This is a genomic window from Streptomyces sp. NPDC004838 (assembly GCF_053600955.1).
In genome coordinates, this window is sequence record NZ_JBSGAW010000008.1 from 123,694 (window position 1) to 143,214 (window position 19,521).

The window sequence follows — 19,521 nt, forward strand, 5'->3', positions numbered from 1 at the left end:
CGTGTGGCACGCTCGGACCATGATTGATCACGTCTCAGTCCAGGTGGCGGACCCAGCCGCGAGCGCCACCTTCTACGACCGTCTGCTCGCCCCGCTCGGCGGGAGACGGCTGCTCGATCTCGGCGAGGTGATCGGCTGGGGCAGGGAGCAGCCGACGTTCTGGATCGGCCCGGTGACGACGGGCGGCGAGCCGCGCGAGGCGCACATAGCCTTCACGGCTTCCGGCCGTGCGGAGGTGCGCGCGTTCTTCGACGCGGCCGTGGCGGCCGGTGCCGAGGTGCTGCACGAGCCACGCGTGTGGCCCGAGTACCACCCGGAGTACTACGGGGCGTTCATCAGGGACCCGGACGGCAACAACGTGGAAGCGGTCTGCCATCGGCCGGAGTAGGCGGGGGCAGACGAGAAGGCGAGTGCCGACGCGCGAGCGGCGGCACCCACGGGGGGTGCCGCCGCCTGCGTTACGCGCTCTTCCGCCCGGTCCCGGGACGCCCCCTCGCGGAAGGCGTCCCGATCCCGGTACACCCGGTCGCGGGGAACGTCCGGTCGCGGGGAACGTCCGGGTCAGACCGCCGAACCGGCCTTCCAGGCCGTCCAGTTCATGTTCCAGCCGTTCAGGCCGTTGTCCGGCTTGATCGTCTTGTCCTTGGAGTTCTGCACGATCACGACATCGCCGATGATCGAGTTGTCGTAGAACCAGGCTCCGGGCTTGTTCGGGTTGTTCGCGCCCTGGGCGTCCTCCAGACCGACACAGCCGTGGCTGGTGTTGGAGTTGCCGAAGACTCCGCGACCCCAGTAGTTGCCGTGGATGAAGGTGCCGGACGTGGAGAGCCGCATCGCGTGCGGGACGTCCTTGATGTCGTACTCACCCTTGCCGTCGGAGTCCGTGAAGCCGACGGTCGCACCGTTCATCCGGGTCTCCTTGAACTTCTCGGAGATCACCATCTGACCGTTGTACGTGGGGGTGGAGGGCGCGCCCGCGGAGATCGGGATGGTCTTGATCGTCTTGCCGTCCTGCGTGACCGTCATGATCTTGGACTTGGCGTCGACGGTGGAGACCTGGTTGCGGCCGATCGTGAAGGTGACCGTCTTCTGCTGAACGCCGAAGACGCCGTCCGCGCCCTCGACCCCGTCCAGGGCGAGCTTCAGCGTGACGGTGGAGCCCTCCTGCCAGTACTGGTCGGGCCGGAAGTCCAGGCGCTGCGAGTTGAACCAGTGGCCGACGACCTCCTGGCCGCTGGTGGACGTCACGGTGATCCCGGACTGCACGGCCTTCTTGTCGGTGATCGCCTTGTTGAAGTTGATCGACACCGGCATGCCGACGCCGACGGTGGAACCGTCCTCGGGCGTGAAGTTGCCGATGAAGCTGTTGGTCGGCGAGACCGTGGTGAAGGTGGCGTTCTCGTGGGCCACCAGGCCCTTGGCGTCCTTCGCGCTGGCGCTGACCTTGTACTCGGTGGAGCGCTGGAGCGCCTTCGACGGCGTCCAGGTCTTGGCGTCGGCGGAGAGGGCGCCCTCGACGGCCTGACCGTCGGCGGTGGTGAGGGTGACCTCGGTGAGCGTGCCGTCGGTGACGGTGACCTTGGCGTTGTTGATGCTCGCGTTGTTCGTGCCGGTCTTGGGTTCGATGGCTATTCGGGCCGTGGAGACCTCCTTGGCCGCCGCCTCGTCGACCTGGGCCTGCGACTTCGTCGGGGCGTCCGTGCCGCTGCTGTCCTTGCTTCCGCCGTCGCTACAGGCCGACAGCGCCATTACACCGCCGAGCACAGCGGACGCGACCATCAGGCCCCTGCGCCGCTTGCTGTACGTCATCACACGCTTCTCCATCGTCGCCGAGTCCCCTGACCGAACTTCCCAACCATTGGGGACAACACCTATCTCTGGGTACCCGGTTCCACATCCCGCAAGGAATGTGGCGAATACCACTCGCCGTTTGCCGTTATTCCAGCCGTCGTGCGCACCACGCACCCCGTGTTGTCCGGATTCACGTGTCTCGCGTACGACGCGAACTGGCCAGCCCCCCTCGCCATCCTCCCGGTCATCTCGCTGGTCGAGGTCCCGTCCGGCCGTGTCGGAGGCGCGCTCCGGCCGGTCCGCGGGACCCATTCCGCCACCAACCGTACATACCACAACGACTCGGAAGTGGTCGTATGGCGGAGTCGGTGGTCCGGAACCGCCCGGCTTTCCCCTGGGGCGCCGGGTTCACTAGCATCAGCCAATCGCCCAACTCGATGATGCCTCAAGGGGGATCGAGTCTGTGACCGTCGCACGTCGCCCGCTTCTGACCGCCGCTGCCGCGGGGTCTCTGCTCTGTGCGCTGTGGTTCGTTCCCTCGGCGAACGCCACGGCCGAGCGTCCGGAGGCGGAGAGACAGGGGACCGCCGCGGTCACGGCGGGCGCGGGCTCCGGTGAGCTGCGGCTCGCGGATACGGGCAGCGTCGACACGACTCCGTATCTGGTCGGGGGGACGGCGTCCCTCGCGGTCGGCGCGGGGTTCGTGGCGTTCGCGGTACGGCGGCGGGACTCCACACCGATGTGAGGCTCCCGGCGTCGATGCGAGGCCCGGAGTCGGTGCGAGGCTCCCCGTACCGAGGTGCGGCTCCCCCGTGCCGACGAGATGCGGCTACCCCGTAGCCGTACCGACGAGATGCGGCTCCCGCCGGGGCGGCGGTGTCAGGCCAGCGGGCCGGTGACCGCCTCCACCGCCGCGATGAGCCGTCCGTCCCGTACGAACGCGTCGGTCGCCTCCAGGTCGGGCGTGAGGAACCGGTCCGGGCCCGGACCCGGCACATGGGCCGCGCGCAGTGCGGCGACGGCCGCGCTGGAGGCGGGCGCGGGGGTGAGGCCGTGGCGCAGTTCGATCGCGCGGGTCGCCGCGTACAGCTCGACGGCGATGATCCGGCCGAGCGCGTCGACGGAGGTCCGCAGCTTGCGGGCGGCCGACCAGCCCATGGACACATGGTCCTCCTGCATCGCGGAGGATGGGATGGAGTCGGCGGACGCCGGGACGGCGAGCCGCTTCATCTCGCTGACGAGCGCGGCCTGCGTGTACTGGGCGATCATCAGGCCCGAGTCCACTCCCGCGTCGTCGGCGAGGAACGGCGGCAGACCGTGGCTGCGGTTCTTGTCGAGGAGCCGGTCGGTGCGGCGCTCGGTGATGGAGCCGAGGTCGGCGGCGACGATGGCGAGGAAGTCGAGGACGTACGCCACGGGTGCGCCGTGGAAGTTGCCGTTGGACTCGACGCGGCCTTCCCCGGTGCCCGACGCCGGGCCGGCGCCCCCGTGGAGGACGACGGGGTTGTCCACGGCCGAGGCCAGTTCCCGGTCGGCGACGAGACGGGCGTGCGCGAGCGTGTCCCGGCCCGCGCCCGCGACCTGGGGGGCGCAGCGCACGGAGTAGGCGTCCTGGACGCGGGGGGCCTCGTCCTGCTGGAAGTGTCCGACGAGCCCGGAGCCCTTGAGGACGGCGCTCATATTGGCGGCGGAGACGCCCTGGCCGGGGTGGGGGCGGATGGCGTGCAGTTCGGGTGCGAGGACCTTGTCCGTGCCGAGGAGCGCTTCGAGACTGAGCGCGGCGGTGATGTCGGCGGAGGTGTAGAGCCGCTGGAGGTCGGCGATGGCCATGACGAGCATGCCGAGCATGCCGTCGGTGCCGTTGAGGAGGGCGAGTCCTTCCTTCTCGCGCAGTTCCACGGGCGTGATGCCGTGCTCCGCGAGCACCTCGGCCGCGGGCCGGACCTTGCCGTCGGGGCCCTCGGCGTCGCCCTCGCCCATGAGGGTCAGGGCGCAGTGGGACAGCGGCGCGAGATCCCCGGAGCAGCCGAGGGAGCCGTACTCGTGGACGACGGGCGTGATCCCGGCGTTCAGTACGTCCGCCATGGTCTGCGCGACCTCGGGGCGTACGCCGGTGTGCCCCGAGCAGACGGTCTTCAGCCGCAGGAACATCAGCGCCCGCACGACTTCCCGCTCCACGCGCGGACCCATCCCGGCGGCGTGCGAGCGCACGATGTTGCGCTGGAGCTGTGCGCGCAGTTCGTGGCCGATATGGCGGGTCGCGAGCGCCCCGAAGCCGGTGGAGACGCCGTAGACGGGCTCGGGCTTGGCGGCGAGCGCGTCCACGATGGCACGGGCGGCGGCGAGCGCGTCGAAGGCGGCGGCCGAGATCTCGACGCGGGCGTCCTCACGGGCCACGGCGATGACATCGGCGGCGGTGGTACCGGACGTCCCCACCACGACTGTATGCATATTCATATTCAGGAGCGTACGGATTGAATTGCGCTATGTCACCAGTCGCAGCGGGACCGGCTCCCGACCGGGGCCCACGGGGAGCGGGACGCCGCCGGGGCGCAGTCAGGGGCGTCGGCAGGGGCAGGTCAGGAGCAGGTCACGGGCAGGTCAGGGCCCGGCGGGAAGGTCGGGACCTGGCCGGGAGACCGCCGGGAGGCTGCCGGGAGACCGAGGCGCGGCCGGGAGGTCAGGGCTCGCTCCAGGGCTCCTGGACCTCGTCGGGCGACGCGCCCCGGAAGCGGCGGCGCTCCTGCCGCTGCGGGACGGGCGGGGTGTCCGCGAGCCGCAGTACGGTGCCGTCCCGGCCCGCGACCACGGGCTTGGGAGAGCGGGCCGCCTTGGCCCGGTACTGAGCGGCGTCGGCGAGCCGGAAGAGTCTGCGGGCGGTTCTGATCTCTCCGATCAGGTCCCCGGTGGACGCGACCCCGCACGCCACGCCCTCCCCGAGCTCCAGTTCCGCGGCCCGTACGCAGAGTTCGTCCGCGACCCCGACCACGTCGTCGGACGACGGCCCCACGCAGACGAGACAGAATTCGTCGCCGCCGAGCCGGGCGGCGAGGGTGTCCGGCAGCATCGCGCCGCAGCGGGACAGCACCGAGCCGAAGCGTTCCAGCAGCCGGTCGCCGACCGCGTGCCCGTGCGTGTCATTGACGCGCTTCAGCCCGTTGAGGTCGCAGACCACCAGACTGACGACGCTCCCGTCCGCCCGGTGCCGCTCCACCGCCTCGTCGAGCCGCGTGTCGACCGCCCGCCGGTTCGCGAGCCCGGTCAGCGGATCCGTGAACGCGAGCCGCCGCACTTCTTCGAGCCGTTCGGTCTGCGCGATCCCCGCGGCGATGACGGACGCGAGAACGGTCGCGAAGTCGGCGTCCTCCCGGTCGAAGACGGGCGCGCCCAGCGGCCGGGCGACATAGAGCTCGCCCCAGGCCCGCCCGTGCAGCACGATCGGCGCGACGACACAGCACCCCCGGCGCCGCCGCCGCAGCGCCGCGGCCCGCGCCTCGGCCCCGCCGGGGACGGCGGGGAGCGAGGGGTGACGGTAGCTGCGGGGGGTGGTGGGTCCGGCCGCTGCGGTGTCGGGGCGGGCCGTCCGGGGCGCGGGGCCCCCGGAGCCGTAGCCGCGCCCCGGCGGCCCGTCCCCGGCCGTGGCCGTGGCCGACCGTGCCGCGCCGGGCTCCTGGTCCGGCGCGGTCTGCTGCTCCGGACCGAACTCGGGGACCACCGAGGCGCGACCGGCCTCCGCCCACGGGCCCGGAGGACCCGGAGGACCCGGAGGACCCGGAGGACCCGGCGAGCCCGACGCATCCGACGCACCCGAGGCCGGTGGACCCTTTTCCGGCTCGTCGGACGCGTACCCCGGCACGAGCGGTTCGGCAGTCGGCTGCACGACCGGTTCCGCGGGTGCCGCCGGAACCGACGGGTGGAGATCCGGATCAAGACTGAGGTCGAGGGCCGGATCGTGGTCCATGTCGAGGCTCAGATCGAGATCGGGATCCACGTCCAGGTCCGGATCCGGGTGGAGATCGAGATACGAGGCCCGTTCCGGGCCGGGGCCGTCCACCGACTCGACCCAGGCTTCCGGCTCGCCGCCGCCCGCCCAGCGTTCGTGAAGAAACTCCGTGATCTCGGGGAAGCGGTTGACGGGATAGGTCTCCGACTCGGGGAACTCCTCCTCGTCGGCGGCCCTGTCGCCTTGGTTCACCAGCACCTTGAGGCGTCCCAGCTCCCGCTCCCACACGGACAGCGCCGCGAACGACCCGGCGAGCGCGGAGCACGCGCCCTGGGCCGCGGCGCTCCAGAACTCACGCGGAGTCTGCGCGGCAGCCATCGCCTGCGCCAACGCCACTACGGCCCGCAACCGCCGATCCTCAGCCATCACCCCAGCTTAGGAGGGTTTCAGTGGTTTTGATCGGTTGGGGCGAACTGGGCCGCATGACTCTGGGTGATCACCTATGTGAACAGAGTGAGTCCGTCGGCCTCACTCGCCGGGCCACTCGGGCTTCCGCTTCTCGTTGAACGCGGCGACACCCTCCGCACGGTCCCCGGAGAAGGCGACCGCCCGCCAGGCGCCGTCCTCCACCTCGAGACCGGCTCGCAGATCGAGCCCCTGCCCCAGCCGGAGGGCGCGCTTGGCGGCGCGCAGCCCGACGGGAGAGTTGGCGGCGATACGGCCGGCGAGGTCGAGCGCTTCCGTACGGGCATCCTCTCCGAGCTGGTCCACGAGCCCCAGTTCCCGGGCCTCCGCCGCCGCGACCCGGCGCGCCGTGAAGACCAGTTCGGCCGCGCGCGCGGCGCCGACCCTGCGGGGCAGCAGCTGGGTGCCCCCGCCGCCGGGGATGACGCCCACGGAGACCTCGGGCAGACCGACGACCGCGGTGTCGTCGGCGACAATCACATCACAGGCGAGCGCCAGCTCGAACCCGCCGCCAAGCGCGTACCCGTGCACGGCCGCCACAGTGGGCATCGGCAGCTCCAGCACGCCCGTGTACGCGGCCCGCGAGGTGGGCCGCTGCCGGAGCAGTTCGGCGTCGCTGAAGGAGTTGCGCTCCTTCAGATCCGCGCCTACGCAGAAGGCGCGGTCGTTGGAGGAGGTCAGCACGGTGACCCGTACGCTCTGGTCGGCGGCGAGCGCGTCACAGGCGGCGGCGATGGAACGGCCCATCTCGGTGGAGACGGCGTTCATGGCCTTGGGGCGGTCGAGGACCAGTTCCGCGATGTGCGCGTGCCTGCGGACGAGCACGAATTCGCCGAACCGGCGCTCGGACGCAGACTCGAGCGACGCGGATGCGGACGACGCGGACGACGCAGACGTGGACGACTCGGATGACTCGGATGACTCGGACATGTGAACACCCTCCCGGTTAACGACGGTTCACCGGATCATAGGCTTCCGCCGCCGGGGCGACGGCGGCCAGCCGACGCGGGGACGCCCACGCCTCCGGCCGGTCTCCGCTTCAGGGCCGGCGCGTCAACGCCCACGGGGCTGGATTCCGTCGGCCTCACCTGTGCGTTCGAGCCCGTCCGGCGATCGAGTACGGAGCCGTGTCCGGGCCGGGGCCACCGGGCAGGGGCGGTCGGGCGCACGCGGGACTCCCCGGCCCGTCAGCGGCGAACGAGGACGCACCCGCAGCCTGTCCGGCGGTCGAGGACACCGTCGAAGGCCGCGCGCGGCGACCGCGCCGGCTCAGGTCAGAGCACGTCGCGGCGGGACAGAAGCCACGGTTCCACCACGCCCAGACCCCGCACCGGCCGTTGCCACATCGGCTGGAGGGCGAAGCGGTACGGGGGCGGGGGCTCGCCCTCCTTCTCCGCCGTGGCCGCTTCCTCCGCCGCCTGGGTCTCCGACTTCGGCGCGTCGCCCGTGCGGATCAGCTCCAGCGCGAACGCGCCGTCCACCAGCACCGCGTCCTTCGGAGCTATCGATGTCAGTCGGCTCGCGAGGTTCACCGTGGTGCCGAAGACATCGCCCATGCGCGTCGTGACGGTGCCGAAGGCGATCCCGACGCGCAGGGCGGGCATCGACTCGTCGTACTTCATCGCGTCGATGAGCCGCAGGGCGATCTCCGACGCCGTGCCCGCGTCGTCCGCCGCGTACAGCACTTCGTCGCCCAGGGTCTTGATCAGCCGGCCGCCGTGCGCGGCGACGAGATCCGCCGAGGTGGTCTCGAACGCCTCGACCAGCTCGCCCAGTTCCTCCTCCTCCAGCCGCCGGGTCAGCCGGGTGAACCCCACGAGGTCCGCGAAGCCGACCGCGAGCCGGCGGTCGACCATCTCCTCGTCGTCCGCGGCCTGGACGACCCGTCCGGTGGCCGCCGCGAGCTGCCGCCGCCAGACGTAGACCAGGAACTCCTGAAGCTCGGGCAGGAGGAGTTCGATCAGGGGGTACGTGACTTCCGTACGGGTCATTCCGGGCTCGGGCGGCTCGGTCAGGCCCTCCAGGAAGGAGTCGATCTGCCACTCCGCGAGCCTGGCGGTGGTCTGACCGGTGGAGCGCGCCACCTGAATCGCCATCGGCTCGCTCAGCAGGCCCGCCTCCACGAGACCGGCGAGCCGTCGCAGGGCGAGGACGTCCGCCTCGGTGAGGGCCTTCGCCTGACCGATGTCCGCGAAACCCATGGCCCGCCAGAAACGGGAGGCCAGCTCCATGGAGACGCCCGCCGTACGGGCCGCCTGGAAGGGGGTGTAGCGCCGGTCGGCGCCGAGGATCAGCTGTTCGAGGCGGATGGCCAGGGGGTCGTCGGTCGGCTCCGCGGTGTGATCGACCGCGTGGTGCGGCGTCGGATGCACCGACCCACCGGAAGCCCCACCAGCCCCCGAAGCCCCACCAGAGCCGGAAGCCCCACCGGCCCCAGAAAACCCGCCAGACCCGCCAGACCCGCCAGGCCCACCGGCGCCAGAAGCCCCACCGACCCCGTAGGCCGAGCCCCCGGCAGTGCCCAAACCGCCCGAACCGCCGGAGGCACCCGCACCCGCACCCGCACCCGGCCCCGCGCCCGTACCGGAACCGGACCCGCCGCTCCCGGCGGATGAGTCGGATGGACCCGGCGACGGGGCGGACCCACCGGACTCGCCCGCGCCGGAAGTGGTGTCGTCGACGGTCACCAGCCGCCTCCTGCCCGTTCCCTGCGCAACTGCCCTGCCGATCTGTCGCTCGATCGCCTCAACGATACGGCAGGTGTGCCCTAGCTCACGTCCCAGTGGCCGTTACGGGTCATCCGGCGGCCGACGGGGGTCAGCCGACCGCCCGCAGATGCACGATGTCGCCCGCGCCGACGGTCTGCCGCTTCCCGGAGGGCAGGGCCAGGACCAGCCGCCCGTCCCCGTCCAGCGCCACCGCCTCGCCGGTCACCGAGCGATCGCCCGGCAGCTGGGCCCGCACGGTACGGCCCAGGGTCGCGCACCCCGCCGCGTACGCCTCCTGCACCCGCGAGAGCGCCGGGTCGCCGCCCGCCGCGCGCCACTCTCCGTACCAGTGCTCCAGCGAGCGCAGCACGCCCTTCAGCAGGGTGTCGCGGTCGGTGGAGACCGCGTTCGCCAGCCCGAGGGATCCGGCCTTCGGAACGGGTAGCTCATCGGCGTGGAGACTGACATTGACGCCGATCCCGAGCACGACCCCGTCGCCGCCCGCACTCTCCGCGAGGATGCCGCCGGTCTTGCGCTCCTCACCGCCGACGCTCACCAGCAGGTCATTAGGCCATTTGAGGGACATATCGACACCGGCGGCCCGGCTGAGCCCGGTCGCGGCGGCCACTCCGGCGAGCAGCGGCAGCCACCCCCACCGCTCCACCGGCACCTCGGGTCCCGGCCGCAGGAATACGGAGACGAAGATCCCGGAACGCGGCGGCGCGGTCCAGGCGCGGTCCAGCCGCCCTCGTCCGGCCGTCTGCTCCTCGGCGACGAGCACGGCCCCCTCCGCGAGGCCCTCACGGGCCCTGGCGGCGAGATCGGAGTTGGTGGATCCGGTCGAGGGGACGATGTCGAGGGAGGTCCACAGCCCGCCGGCCCGCAGCAGCGCATGACGGAGCGCGGAGGCGTCCAGCGGCGGCCTCTCCAGGTCGGACCAGCGGCTTCCGCCCGGATCACCGGGCGCATTCTGAGGCTTCATGCAAGCCAGGTTAGGTGTGGTAAACGCCGCACTGCCGATCCCGATCGCCGCCGATACGCTACGAAACAGTAGCCAATGGCAACGACCACCACACCACCATCACCCCCCGTGACCAGGCAGGGAGCCGTATCCCGATGTCCGACCCGGAACAGTTCGCCCTCTCCGACAACCCCAGCGGTCACACGACCGCCGGCAAGATCGCTGACCTTCGGCGGCGTGTCGAGGAGGCCACGCACGCCGGCTCCGCGCGCGCGGTGGAGAAGCAGCACGCCAAGGGCAAGCTCACCGCCCGCGAGCGGGTCGACCTGCTGCTGGACGAGGGCTCGTTCGTGGAGCTGGACGAATTCGCCCGGCACCGCTCCACCAATTTCGGTCTGGAGAAGACCCGCCCGTACGGAGACGGTGTGGTCACCGGCTACGGCACGGTCGACGGCCGCCCGGTCGCCGTCTTCTCGCAGGACTTCACGGTCTTCGGCGGCGCGCTCGGCGAGGTCTACGGCCAGAAGATCATCAAGGTGATGGACTTCGCGCTGAAGACGGGCTGCCCGGTCATCGGCATCAACGACTCCGGCGGCGCGCGCATCCAGGAGGGCGTCAGCGCGCTCGGGATGTACGGCGAGATCTTCCGGCGCAACACCCACGCCTCCGGCGTCATCCCGCAGATCTCCCTGATCGTCGGGCCGTGTGCGGGCGGCGCGGTCTACTCCCCCGCGATCACCGACTTCACGGTCATGGTCGACCAGACGTCGCACATGTTCATCACCGGCCCGGACGTCATCAAGACGGTCACCGGCGAGGACGTCGGCTTCGAGGCGCTGGGCGGAGCCCGTACGCACAACACCACCTCCGGGGTGGCGCACCACATGGCGGGCGACGAGAAGGACGCCATCGAGTACGTCAAGTCCCTGCTGTCCTACCTCCCGTCGAACAACCTCTCCGAGGCGCCCGCCTTCCCCGAGGAGGCCGACCTCGCGCAGAGCGACGAGGACCGCGAGCTGGACGTCCTCATCCCGGACAGCGCCAACCAGCCGTACGACATGCACACGGTCATCGAACATGTGCTGGACGACGGCGAGTTCCTGGAGACGCAGGCCCTCTTCGCGCCGAACATCCTCACCGGCTTCGGACGGGTCGAGGGCTTCCCGGTGGGCATCGTCGCCAACCAGCCGATGCAGTTCGCGGGCTGTCTGGACATCAACGCCTCGGAGAAGGCGGCGCGCTTCGTCCGCACCTGTGACGCCTTCAACATCCCCGTGCTCACCTTCGTCGACGTCCCCGGCTTCCTGCCGGGTGTCGACCAGGAGTACGGCGGCATCATCCGTCGCGGTGCGAAGCTGATCTACGCGTACGCCGAGGCGACGGTCCCGCTCATCACCGTCATCACCCGCAAGGCGTTCGGCGGCGCGTACGACGTCATGGGCTCCAAGCACCTGGGAGCCGACCTCAATCTCGCCTGGCCGACCTCGCAGATCGCGGTCATGGGCGCCCAGGGAGCGGTGAACATCCTGCACCGCCGCACGATCGCCGAAGCGGGCGACGAGGCGGCTCAGGAAGCGGCCCGCGCGCAGCTCATCCAGGAGTACGAGGACGCGCTGCTCAACCCGTACACGGCGGCGGAGCGCGGCTACATCGACGCGGTGATCATGCCGTCGGACACCCGGAGCCACGTCGTGCGGGGGCTGCGCCAGCTGCGGACGAAGCGGGAGAACCTGCCGCCGAAGAAGCACGGCAACATCCCTCTGTAGGTCCTCCAGAGCCTCCCGGAAGCCCGAAGGACGTCACGATGAAAGGACGTCACGATGATCAGAATCGTACGAGGAAACCCCACCCCGGAGGAGCTGGCCGCCGCGCTGGCGGTGGTCAGGGCCCGCGCTTCGGCGACGGCCTCCCAGGCGGAGGGGGCGGCACCGCCGCCGGAGCAGTGGGCTGATCCGGCGCGGATCGTGCGCAGCAGCCGGCCGCTGCCGGGCCCGAGGGCGTGGGCGCGCACCTACTGGCCCGTCTGACGAGAAACCGCCGTCACCCGCCGGTCCGGTCAGGGGACCGGCGGGTGACGGCGGTTTCTCGTGGTGCGCCTCTCCTTACATGACCGGTCGTCATGTAAGGAGGCGCGGGTCACTCCCGTCCGGGCCGGGCTTGAGTACCCGTACTCAAGCGGAACCCCACCTGCCGGCAGCAGGATCGGAGCATGCTGTGGTCCGACCCGAAGGATGAGCCTTCCGAGGAAGTGCGCGAGACGCAGGCGATGATGCGTCGCGCGGGCCTTGTGCTCGCGTTGGCCATGGTGCTCGGGATGATTGTGGTGAGCTTGCGATGAGCGACGCCTAACATGGCGACATGACCGTCCGAGCCCCCCGCCTTGTCCTCGCATCCGCTTCTCCCGCGCGTCTCGGCCTGTTGCGTCATGCCGGGTTCGCGCCCGAAGTGATCGTCAGCGGTGTCGACGAGGACGCCCTGAGCGCCCCCACCCCCGCCGAACTCGCCTTGGTGCTCGCCGAGGCCAAGGCGGCGGTCGTGGCCGCTCTGCCCGAGGTCGCGGGCGGTGCGGGCGCGCTGGTCGTCGGCTGTGACTCGGTGCTGGACCTGGACGGCGAAGCGCTGGGCAAGCCCGCCGACGCGGAGGAGGCCACGGCCCGCTGGAAGGCCATGCGCGGACGCGCGGGCGCCCTGCTGACCGGCCACTGCGTCACCGACACCGCGACCGGCCGCATCGCCTCCGGGACCGCCTCCACGACGGTCCGCTTCGGCGAACCGTCGGACGCCGAGATCGCCGCGTACGTGGCCAGCGGTGAACCGCTTCACGTGGCGGGCGCGTTCACGCTGGACGGCCTCTCGGCTCCGTTCATCGACGGCATCGAGGGCGACCACGGCAATGTCATCGGCCTCTCGCTGCCGCTGCTGCGCGAGCTGCTGGCCGAGCTGGGCTACTCGATCACGGACCTCTGGACGCGGGACGGGACGCCGGACGAGGCATAGGGCCGGACGTAGGACGGCGCGCGGTTCGGGCGGCCGACGGCGGTCAGGGCGGCCGGCGGTCAGGCCGGAGCCATGCCGTCGGTCACCGGCGGAGGAGTGTCCTCCGGCCGTGCGTCCATCCGGATGCCGGGCCGTGCGTCCGTACGGGCGTTCGTCCGGGCGTCCGGCCCGCGCTTCCCGTACGACAGCAGCACCAGCACGATCAGCCCCAGCACCGCCATCATGAACGCGAAGGCCGTCCACCCGAGGAGCCCCACGGCCACGGCCCCCAGCAGCCCGTGCAGCACCGCCGCCGCCGTCAGCAGGACGCGGGCGAAGCCGCCGGGCGTCCGGTCCCGTACGCCCGCCGCCAGGCACACCACCGCGCACGCCCCGAGAAACAGACCGCCGCCCACGCCCAGCGCCCAGGTGCCGATCACCATCGCATCGGGATCGAGGCCGTCCAGCGACATGGACTGCCCCTCCACGAACCGGGCGAGGATGCCGTTGATCACCACGATTCCCACGGCTTCCGCCAACAGCACCATCGCCGCCACGACGGCCACCGGTCTGCGCGCCATGGTGCCCCCAACCCTCTGTTACCGGAAGTACGTACCAGGACAGCAAAACGCTACTCACCGGTAAACCTCACGACAAGAGCCCTGCCGCACTCCCGGCACGCTCGGCTCCGCGGCAGAGATTCATTCGCCCATTCGTAGGGACTCCACAAAGAAAGGGGTTCGGCGGCTGGGCCCCCGGACAGAGACCTGTGCCACACAGGAGGATTACTGTGCGAGGAGGAAACCCGTCGTACCGTGGTGCGACAAGGGATTTCGCGACTCGAGCGAGCCTCGAATCACGCTCCGTATGGGCAAGTTCACCATAGGGGACGGGTCCAACGGCCGTGTCGGCAGTCCCTAAACTCAGCTTGTTTCAAGGAGGGAGCCATCGTGCGCAAGGTGCTCATCGCCAATCGGGGCGAGATCGCTGTCCGCGTTGCCCGGGCGTGCCGGGATGCCGGGATCGTGAGTGTGGCGGTTTACGCGGATCCGGACCGGGACGCTCTGCATGTCCGGGCGGCCGATGAAGCGTTCGCGCTGGGCGGTGACACTCCGGCGGCCAGCTATCTGGACATGGGCAAGGTGCTCCAGGCGGCGGCGGACGCGGGTGCGGACGCCATTCATCCCGGTTACGGGTTCCTCTCGGAGAACGCGGAGTTCGCTCAGGCGGTGCTGGACGCCGGGCTGACGTGGATCGGGCCGCCGCCCGCCGCGATCCGGGATCTGGGTGACAAGGTCGCCGCCCGTCATATCGCGCAGCGGGCGGGTGCGCCGCTGGTGGCGGGGACGCCGGACCCGGTCTCGGGTGCGGACGAGGTGGTGGCGTTCGCGAAGGAGCACGGGCTGCCGATCGCGATCAAGGCCGCGTTCGGCGGCGGCGGGCGGGGCCTGAAGGTCGCGCGGACGCTGGAGGAGGTGCCCGAGCTGTACGAGTCGGCGGTCCGCGAGGCGGTCGCCGCCTTCGGCCGCGGCGAGTGCTTCGTCGAGCGCTACCTCGACAATCCGCGGCATGTGGAGACCCAGTGCCTGGCCGATACGCACGGCAATGTGGTGGTCGTCTCCACGCGTGACTGCTCGCTGCAGCGCCGCCACCAGAAGCTGGTGGAGGAGGCCCCGGCGCCGTTCCTGACCCCGGAGCAGAACGCGGAGCTGTACGCGGCGTCCAAGGCCATCCTCAAGGAGGCCGGGTACGTCGGCGCGGGGACGGTGGAGTTCCTGGTGGGCGCGGACGGCACGGTCTCCTTCCTGGAGGTCAACACGCGGCTGCAGGTCGAGCACCCGGTGACCGAGGAGGTCACGGGGATCGACCTGGTCCGGGAAATGTTCCGGATCGCGGACGGCGAGGAGCTGGGCTACGGGGACCCGGCGGTGCGCGGGCACTCGTTCGAGTTCCGGATCAACGGTGAGGACCCGGGCCGCGGCTTCCTGCCCGCGCCGGGCACGGTGAGCGTGTTCAACGCTCCGTCGGGGCCGGGTGTGCGGCTGGACACCGGGGTGGAGTCGGGCAGTGTGATCGGTCCGGCGTGGGACTCGCTGCTGGCGAAGCTGATCGTGACGGGTGCGACGCGGGAGCAGGCGCTCCAGCGGGCGGCCCGCGCGCTGGACGAGTTCCGGGTCGAGGGGATGGCCACGGCGATCCCGTTCCACCGGGCGGTCGTCGCCGACCCCGCGTTCACCAGTGACCCGTTCCGGGTCCACACCCGCTGGATCGAGACGGAGTTCGTCAACGAGATCCCGGCGTTCTCCGCGACCGCCGACACCGACACCGACGAGGAGCCCGGCCGTGAGACCGTCGTCGTCGAGGTCGGCGGCAAACGACTCGAAGTCTCCCTCCCGGTCTCGCTGGGCATGAGCCTGGCCCGTACCGGCCTGGCCGCGGGCGCCAAGCCCAAGCGCCGCGCCGCCAAGAAGTCCACGTCCGCCGCGTCCGGCGACGCCCTCGCCTCCCCGATGCAGGGCACGATCGTGAAGGTCGCCGTGGAGGAGGGCCAGGAGGTCAAGGAGGGCGACCTCGTCGTCGTCCTGGAGGCGATGAAGATGGAGCAGCCCCTCAACGCCCACCGCTCCGGCACGGTGAAGGGTCTGAACGCGGAGGTCGGAGCGTCGATCTCCTCCGGCGCGACGATCTGCGAGATCAAGGACTGACGCTGGACCGAGGCTCAGGGACCGTGGTCCAGGGCTGATCCGCGCCGGGTGTGGGGCCCGGCGGTTCGAGCGCGTCGCTCGAACCGCCGGGCCCCACATCGCGTGTACGGAGCATGCGCACGGAGTCCGCTTCTGTCGTACGCACGGGCCCTCACCGCCGCCCCGTCGATGGCATCCTGGAGTCCGGCGGAACCGAGGGAGAACGGCTCGATGGCGACCAGTACGGCAGCCGGCTCGACAAAGCCCCAACGGGCCGACGCGCGCCGCAACCACCAGCGACTCGTCGCCGAGGCGCGTGCCGTCTTCGCCGAGCGCGGCACGGACGCGTCCCTGGAGGAGATCGCGCGCCGCTCGGGGGTCGGCATCGGGACGCTGTACCGGCACTTCCCCAACCGCCACGCCATGCTGAACGCGGTCTTCCAGGAGACGCTGACCACGCTCATCGACCGCTCCGGCGAACTGGCGGAGGCGGATCACCCCGGCGAGGCCCTCGCGGAGTGGCTGCGTACGCTCATCGCGTGCGCCGGGGAGTACCGCGGCCTCTCCCGCGCCCTCATGTCCGCGTCCCACGACCGGAGTTCGGCGCTCTCCGCCTGCTGTGTCCCGCTCTCCGAGGCCGGTGAGCGACTCCTCGCCCGTGCGCAGCGGTCCGGATCCGTACGCGCCGACGCCTCCATCGGTGACCTCATGCAGCTCACCAACGCCATCGCCCTGGCCGCCGAACAGAGCCCGGACGATCCGGAACTGCCGGGTCGGCTGCTCGCGCTGACGCTGCGGGGGCTGCGGCCGGATCCCGCGTGACGCCCCGGTCGCGGGCGTACGGCGACAGGTGACGACGCCGACGGAGCACCTTCGCGGCCTCGGCCGAAGAGCGCCGGACCGGCGCGGCCATCAGGACGCCTCCGCCGGAGCCGGGTCGGTGGTCCGTTCGTCCGCCGGAAAGCGCACCGCCGGAGACGACCGGACCGCCGTGAGCGTACGAGACCGTACCGCCGACGCCGGCGTACGGACCGCTGAGGCGTACGGGACCGGCAAGGCGTACGGGACCGGCTGCCCCGGCCGCCGTACCTCAGCGCCGCCGCAGATCCGCGACCCTCGCGCCCCGTTCCAGCCCGCCGCCTCCGCCGAGCATGTCGCGCTCGAGGCTCGTCCCGGTGAGGCGGGTGGGTCCGGCGCCGCCACGGGTCCGGCGCTGGCCCGGAAGGGGCACCTCTCGGCGGGGCTGGCGGCCCGGCGGCGTCTCGGGGTCGGCCGAGCCGGGCCCCGTACCGGCCACCGCGATCTGGACGCCCTGGTCGGCGAGGGCCTGAAGCTCCGTCGCCGCCCGGTCGTCGTGCGACGGCGGCTCGTCCGTGACCAGCCGGGTGATGACATCCGTCGGCACGGTCTGGAACATCGTGTCGGCGCCGAGCTTGGTGTGGTCCGCGAGGACCACCACCTCCGCCGCCGCCTGCACCAGCGCCCGGTCCACGCTCGCGGCGAGCATGTTGGACGTGGACAGCCCGCGCTCGGCGGTGAGCCCGCTCCCCGAGAGGAACGCCCGTGACACCCTCAGACCCTGCAGCGACTGCTCCGCCCCGCTGCCCACCAGCGCGTAGTTGGAGCCCCGCAGGGTCCCGCCCGTCATGACGACTTCGACCCGGTTGGCATGGGCCAGCGCCTGCGCGACCAGCAGGGAGTTGGTGACGACGGTCAGCCCCGGAATCCGGGCCAGCCTGCGTGCCAGCTCCTGGGTGGTGGTACCCGCGCCGACGACGATCGCCTCGCCCTCGTCGACGAGGCTCGCGGCGAGATCGGCGATGGCCGTCTTCTCCGCTGTGGCGGACAGGGACTTCTGCGGGAAGCCGGATTCACGGGTGAAACCACCCGGCAGCACCGCACCGCCGTGTCGGCGGTCGAGGAGTCCTTCGGCCTCCAGCGCGCGCACGTCCCGACGTACGGTCACTTCGGAGGTCTGGACGACGCGGGCGAGCTCCCGGAGCGACACGGCTCCGTTGGCGCGCACCATTTCAAGGATCAATTGGCGACGTTCTGCAGCGAACACGGAACTGACAGTAACCTGACTGGCCGACGGTTTTCAGCTCTATGCACCGATTAACAAGTTTTGCGCCCGGCGAGCGTCGTCCGGTGGTATGGAAGGTTCCACAGTCGGGGCACGTTCGGCCCACCTTTGACCATTGGTTGACTCGAAGTTGATCATTTGGGGTGCGAAGCGCTCTACATCACCTCGTTTTGCCCGGTTTCACCCGGTTTGATCCGCACCCCGTACGGTGATCAGCCCTCGCCGGCCGCCTTACGCGTATGCAACTGCCGCGCCACCTCGGCGATCGACCCCGACAGAGAGGGGTACACGGTGAAAGCATTTGCGATCTGTTCCACGGTCAGATTGTTGTCGACCGCGATCGAGATGGGATGGATCAGCTCGCTCGCACGCGGCGCGACGACACAGCCGCCGACCACGATCCCCGTGCCCGGACGGCAGAAGAGCTTCACGAAGCCGTCCCGGATGCCCTGCATCTTCGCGCGCGGATTGCGCAGCAGCGGCAGCTTCACCACGCGCGCGTCGATCCGGCCCGAGTCCACGTCCGCCTGGGTGTAGCCGACGGTCGCGATCTCGGGGTCGGTGAAGACGTTCGACGAGACGGTCTTCAGATTCAGCGGCTGCACCGCGTCGCCGAGGAAGTGGTACATCGCGATCCGGCCCTGCATGGCGGCGACGGAGGCGAGGGCGAAGACGCCGGTGACGTCACCGGCCGCGTACACCCCCGGAGCGCTGGTGCGGGAGACCTTGTCGGTCCAGATGTGGCCGGACTCCTTGACCCGTACGCCGGCGTCCTCCAGGCCCATGCCCGCGGAGTTCGGGATCGCGCCGACCGCCATCAGACAGTGCGTGCCGGAGATGACCCGGCCGTCCGCGAGGGTGACCTCCACCCGGTCGCCGACGCGTTTGGCGGACTCGGCGCGGGAGCGTGCCATGACGTTCATGCCACGGCGGCGGAAGACGTCCTCCAGGACCGCCGCCGCGTCCGGGTCCTCGCCGGGGAGCACCCGGTCGCGGGAGGAGACGAGGGTGACCCGTGAGCCCAGCGCCTGATACGCGCCGGCGAACTCCGCGCCGGTGACGCCGGAGCCGACCACGATCAGTTCCTCGGGCAGCTCGTCGAGGTCGTAGACCTGGGTCCAGTTCAGAATGCGCTCCCCGTCGGGGAGCGCGTCGGGGATCTCCCGCGGGTGCCCGCCGGTGGCGATGAGGACCGCGTCGGCGATCAGCTCCTCCTCGCCGCCGTCCGCGGCGCGCACGATCACCTTGCGGGAGCCGTCCACCGCCTGCCGGCCGTCCAGCCGTCCCCGGCCCCGCAGGACCCTCGCCCCCGAGCGGGTGACGGAGGCGGTGATGTCGTGGGACTGGGCGAGGGCGAGCCGCTTCACCCGGCGGTTGACCTTGCCGAGGTCCACGCCGACCACCCGTGCGGCCTGTTCGAGCGGCGGGGTGTCGTCGGCGACGATGATGCCGAGCTCTTCGTACGAAGAGTCGAAGGTGGTCATCACCTCGGCCGTGGCGATGAGGGTCTTCGAGGGCACACAGTCCGTCAGCACGGATGCGCCGCCGAGGCCGTCGCAGTCGACGACGGTCACCTCCGCGCCGAGTTGGGCGCCCACCAGGGCCGCCTCGTATCCGCCGGGTCCGCCGCCGATGATCACGATCCGGGTCACTGGGGTCACGCCTCGCGCTCTCGTTGCTGCCGTGGGGGTCCGCTGGGCTGGAGTACCTACCCCATTGTCCCGCACGCTCCGCCCCGCTCCGCCCCTGGGTCGGCACATCCGGCCTCCGGCCTCCCGCCCCCGCCGAAGACCGACTGGAAACCGCCGGGAGGACCGCCCGAAGACCTCCCGAAGACCTCCCGAGAACCGCCCGAAGACCTCCCGAGGACAGCCCTGCGACCCGGCGGGAGGGAACACCGGGAGCGCGGG

The 19,521-nt window shown here is 71.2% G+C and carries 16 protein-coding genes and 2 pseudogenes; 8 read left to right on the plus strand and 10 right to left on the minus strand.

Going from position 1 to position 19,521, the window contains the following annotated elements; translation table 11 throughout:
* The first annotated feature begins 19 nt into the window (after positions 1–19).
* On the plus strand, positions 20–388 hold the full coding sequence (locus tag ACWEFL_RS11835) for a VOC family protein (protein WP_451710621.1): 369 nt from the start codon (positions 20–22) through the stop codon (positions 386–388).
* A 173-nt stretch (positions 389–561) separates the two neighbouring features.
* On the opposite strand, the gene ACWEFL_RS11840 is transcribed toward ACWEFL_RS11835, so the two are convergent.
* Positions 562–1,824: a L,D-transpeptidase gene (locus ACWEFL_RS11840; RefSeq protein ID WP_451710623.1), complete on the minus strand. Its 1,263-nt coding sequence runs from the start codon at positions 1,822–1,824 to the stop codon at positions 562–564.
* Positions 1,825–2,254: 430 nt separating this feature from the next.
* Between ACWEFL_RS11840 and ACWEFL_RS11845 the strand changes: the two genes are divergently transcribed.
* The gene (locus ACWEFL_RS11845; RefSeq protein WP_451710624.1) at positions 2,255–2,536 is read left to right on the plus strand and encodes an LAETG motif-containing sortase-dependent surface protein; all 282 of its coding nucleotides are present in this window, start codon (positions 2,255–2,257) and stop codon (positions 2,534–2,536) included.
* A 134-nt stretch (positions 2,537–2,670) separates the two neighbouring features.
* Here the strand turns inward: ACWEFL_RS11845 and hutH are convergent, their stop codons facing one another.
* The 6 genes and pseudogenes from hutH to ACWEFL_RS11875 all read right to left on the minus strand — a co-directional run bounded on the left by hutH (position 2,671) and on the right by ACWEFL_RS11875 (position 9,889).
* Positions 2,671–4,242: a histidine ammonia-lyase gene (hutH, locus tag ACWEFL_RS11850; RefSeq protein ID WP_451710834.1), complete on the minus strand. Its 1,572-nt coding sequence runs from the start codon at positions 4,240–4,242 to the stop codon at positions 2,671–2,673.
* Positions 4,243–4,471: 229 nt separating this feature from the next.
* Positions 4,472–5,428: pseudogene (locus ACWEFL_RS11855) on the minus strand (diguanylate cyclase domain-containing protein); the annotation flags it as partial.
* 399 nt (positions 5,429–5,827) lie between these two features.
* A pseudogene (locus ACWEFL_RS11860) lies at positions 5,828–6,160 on the minus strand (diguanylate cyclase); the annotation flags it as partial.
* A gap of 102 nt (positions 6,161–6,262) precedes the next feature.
* Positions 6,263–7,129, minus strand: a complete 867-nt coding sequence (locus tag ACWEFL_RS11865; protein WP_451710626.1) for an enoyl-CoA hydratase/isomerase family protein — start codon at positions 7,127–7,129, stop codon at positions 6,263–6,265.
* Positions 7,130–7,473: 344 nt separating this feature from the next.
* Positions 7,474–8,571, minus strand: a complete 1,098-nt coding sequence (locus ACWEFL_RS11870; protein WP_451710628.1) for an adenylate/guanylate cyclase domain-containing protein — start codon at positions 8,569–8,571, stop codon at positions 7,474–7,476.
* A 445-nt stretch (positions 8,572–9,016) separates the two neighbouring features.
* A complete protein-coding gene (locus ACWEFL_RS11875) occupies positions 9,017–9,889 on the minus strand; it encodes a biotin--[acetyl-CoA-carboxylase] ligase (RefSeq protein ID WP_451710630.1) in 873 nt (290 codons plus the stop codon).
* Between the two features lie 134 nt (positions 9,890–10,023).
* Between ACWEFL_RS11875 and ACWEFL_RS11880 the strand changes: the two genes are divergently transcribed.
* The 4 genes from ACWEFL_RS11880 (at position 10,024) to ACWEFL_RS11895 (ending at position 12,865) form a co-directional block, all read left to right on the plus strand.
* A complete protein-coding gene (locus tag ACWEFL_RS11880) occupies positions 10,024–11,634 on the plus strand; it encodes an acyl-CoA carboxylase subunit beta (protein WP_451710632.1) in 1,611 nt (536 codons plus the stop codon).
* A 54-nt stretch (positions 11,635–11,688) separates the two neighbouring features.
* A complete protein-coding gene (locus ACWEFL_RS11885; protein ID WP_451710633.1) occupies positions 11,689–11,895 on the plus strand; it encodes an acyl-CoA carboxylase epsilon subunit in 207 nt (68 codons plus the stop codon).
* A 182-nt stretch (positions 11,896–12,077) separates the two neighbouring features.
* Positions 12,078–12,206, plus strand: coding sequence for a morphogenic membrane protein MmpB (mmpB, locus tag ACWEFL_RS11890; RefSeq protein ID WP_451710635.1), 129 nt, complete (start codon positions 12,078–12,080; stop codon positions 12,204–12,206).
* 20 nt (positions 12,207–12,226) lie between these two features.
* Positions 12,227–12,865: a Maf family protein gene (locus ACWEFL_RS11895; RefSeq protein ID WP_451710637.1), complete on the plus strand. Its 639-nt coding sequence runs from the start codon at positions 12,227–12,229 to the stop codon at positions 12,863–12,865.
* Between the two features lie 59 nt (positions 12,866–12,924).
* On the opposite strand, the gene ACWEFL_RS11900 is transcribed toward ACWEFL_RS11895, so the two are convergent.
* Complete coding sequence (locus ACWEFL_RS11900; protein WP_451710639.1) at positions 12,925–13,425, minus strand: hypothetical protein; 501 nt, start codon at positions 13,423–13,425, stop codon at positions 12,925–12,927.
* 369 nt (positions 13,426–13,794) lie between these two features.
* Between ACWEFL_RS11900 and ACWEFL_RS11905 the strand changes: the two genes are divergently transcribed.
* Entirely contained in the window at positions 13,795–15,549 is a 1,755-nt protein-coding gene (locus ACWEFL_RS11905; RefSeq protein ID WP_451710641.1) for an acetyl/propionyl/methylcrotonyl-CoA carboxylase subunit alpha, read from the plus strand.
* A gap of 210 nt (positions 15,550–15,759) precedes the next feature.
* A complete protein-coding gene (locus tag ACWEFL_RS11910; protein WP_451710643.1) occupies positions 15,760–16,350 on the plus strand; it encodes a TetR/AcrR family transcriptional regulator in 591 nt (196 codons plus the stop codon).
* Between the two features lie 268 nt (positions 16,351–16,618).
* Here the strand turns inward: ACWEFL_RS11910 and ACWEFL_RS11915 are convergent, their stop codons facing one another.
* Positions 16,619–17,557: a DeoR/GlpR family DNA-binding transcription regulator gene (locus ACWEFL_RS11915; protein ID WP_451710835.1), complete on the minus strand. Its 939-nt coding sequence runs from the start codon at positions 17,555–17,557 to the stop codon at positions 16,619–16,621.
* Between the two features lie 266 nt (positions 17,558–17,823).
* Entirely contained in the window at positions 17,824–19,263 is a 1,440-nt protein-coding gene (locus ACWEFL_RS11920; protein WP_451710837.1) for an NAD(P)H-quinone dehydrogenase, read from the minus strand.
* Between the last annotated feature and the right edge of the window lie 258 nt (positions 19,264–19,521).

Bases quoted from the DNA above. Each gene is read 5' to 3' on its own strand.
- ACWEFL_RS11835 (WP_451710621.1), top strand. From the start codon at position 20: ATGATTGATCACGTCTCAGTCCAGGTGGCGGACCCAGCCGCGAGCGCC.
- ACWEFL_RS11840 (WP_451710623.1), bottom strand. From the start codon at position 1,824: ATGGAGAAGCGTGTGATGACGTACAGCAAGCGGCGCAGGGGCCTGATG.
- hutH (WP_451710834.1), bottom strand. From the start codon at position 4,242: ATGCATACAGTCGTGGTGGGGACGTCCGGTACCACCGCCGCCGATGTC.
- ACWEFL_RS11865 (WP_451710626.1), bottom strand. From the start codon at position 7,129: ATGTCCGAGTCATCCGAGTCATCCGAGTCGTCCACGTCTGCGTCGTCC.
- ACWEFL_RS11875 (WP_451710630.1), bottom strand. From the start codon at position 9,889: ATGAAGCCTCAGAATGCGCCCGGTGATCCGGGCGGAAGCCGCTGGTCC.
- ACWEFL_RS11880 (WP_451710632.1), top strand. From the start codon at position 10,024: ATGTCCGACCCGGAACAGTTCGCCCTCTCCGACAACCCCAGCGGTCAC.
- ACWEFL_RS11885 (WP_451710633.1), top strand. From the start codon at position 11,689: ATGATCAGAATCGTACGAGGAAACCCCACCCCGGAGGAGCTGGCCGCC.
- mmpB (WP_451710635.1), top strand. From the start codon at position 12,078: ATGCTGTGGTCCGACCCGAAGGATGAGCCTTCCGAGGAAGTGCGCGAG.
- ACWEFL_RS11895 (WP_451710637.1), top strand. From the start codon at position 12,227: ATGACCGTCCGAGCCCCCCGCCTTGTCCTCGCATCCGCTTCTCCCGCG.
- ACWEFL_RS11900 (WP_451710639.1), bottom strand. From the start codon at position 13,425: ATGGCGCGCAGACCGGTGGCCGTCGTGGCGGCGATGGTGCTGTTGGCG.
- ACWEFL_RS11910 (WP_451710643.1), top strand. From the start codon at position 15,760: ATGGCGACCAGTACGGCAGCCGGCTCGACAAAGCCCCAACGGGCCGAC.
- ACWEFL_RS11915 (WP_451710835.1), bottom strand. From the start codon at position 17,557: ATGGTGCGCGCCAACGGAGCCGTGTCGCTCCGGGAGCTCGCCCGCGTC.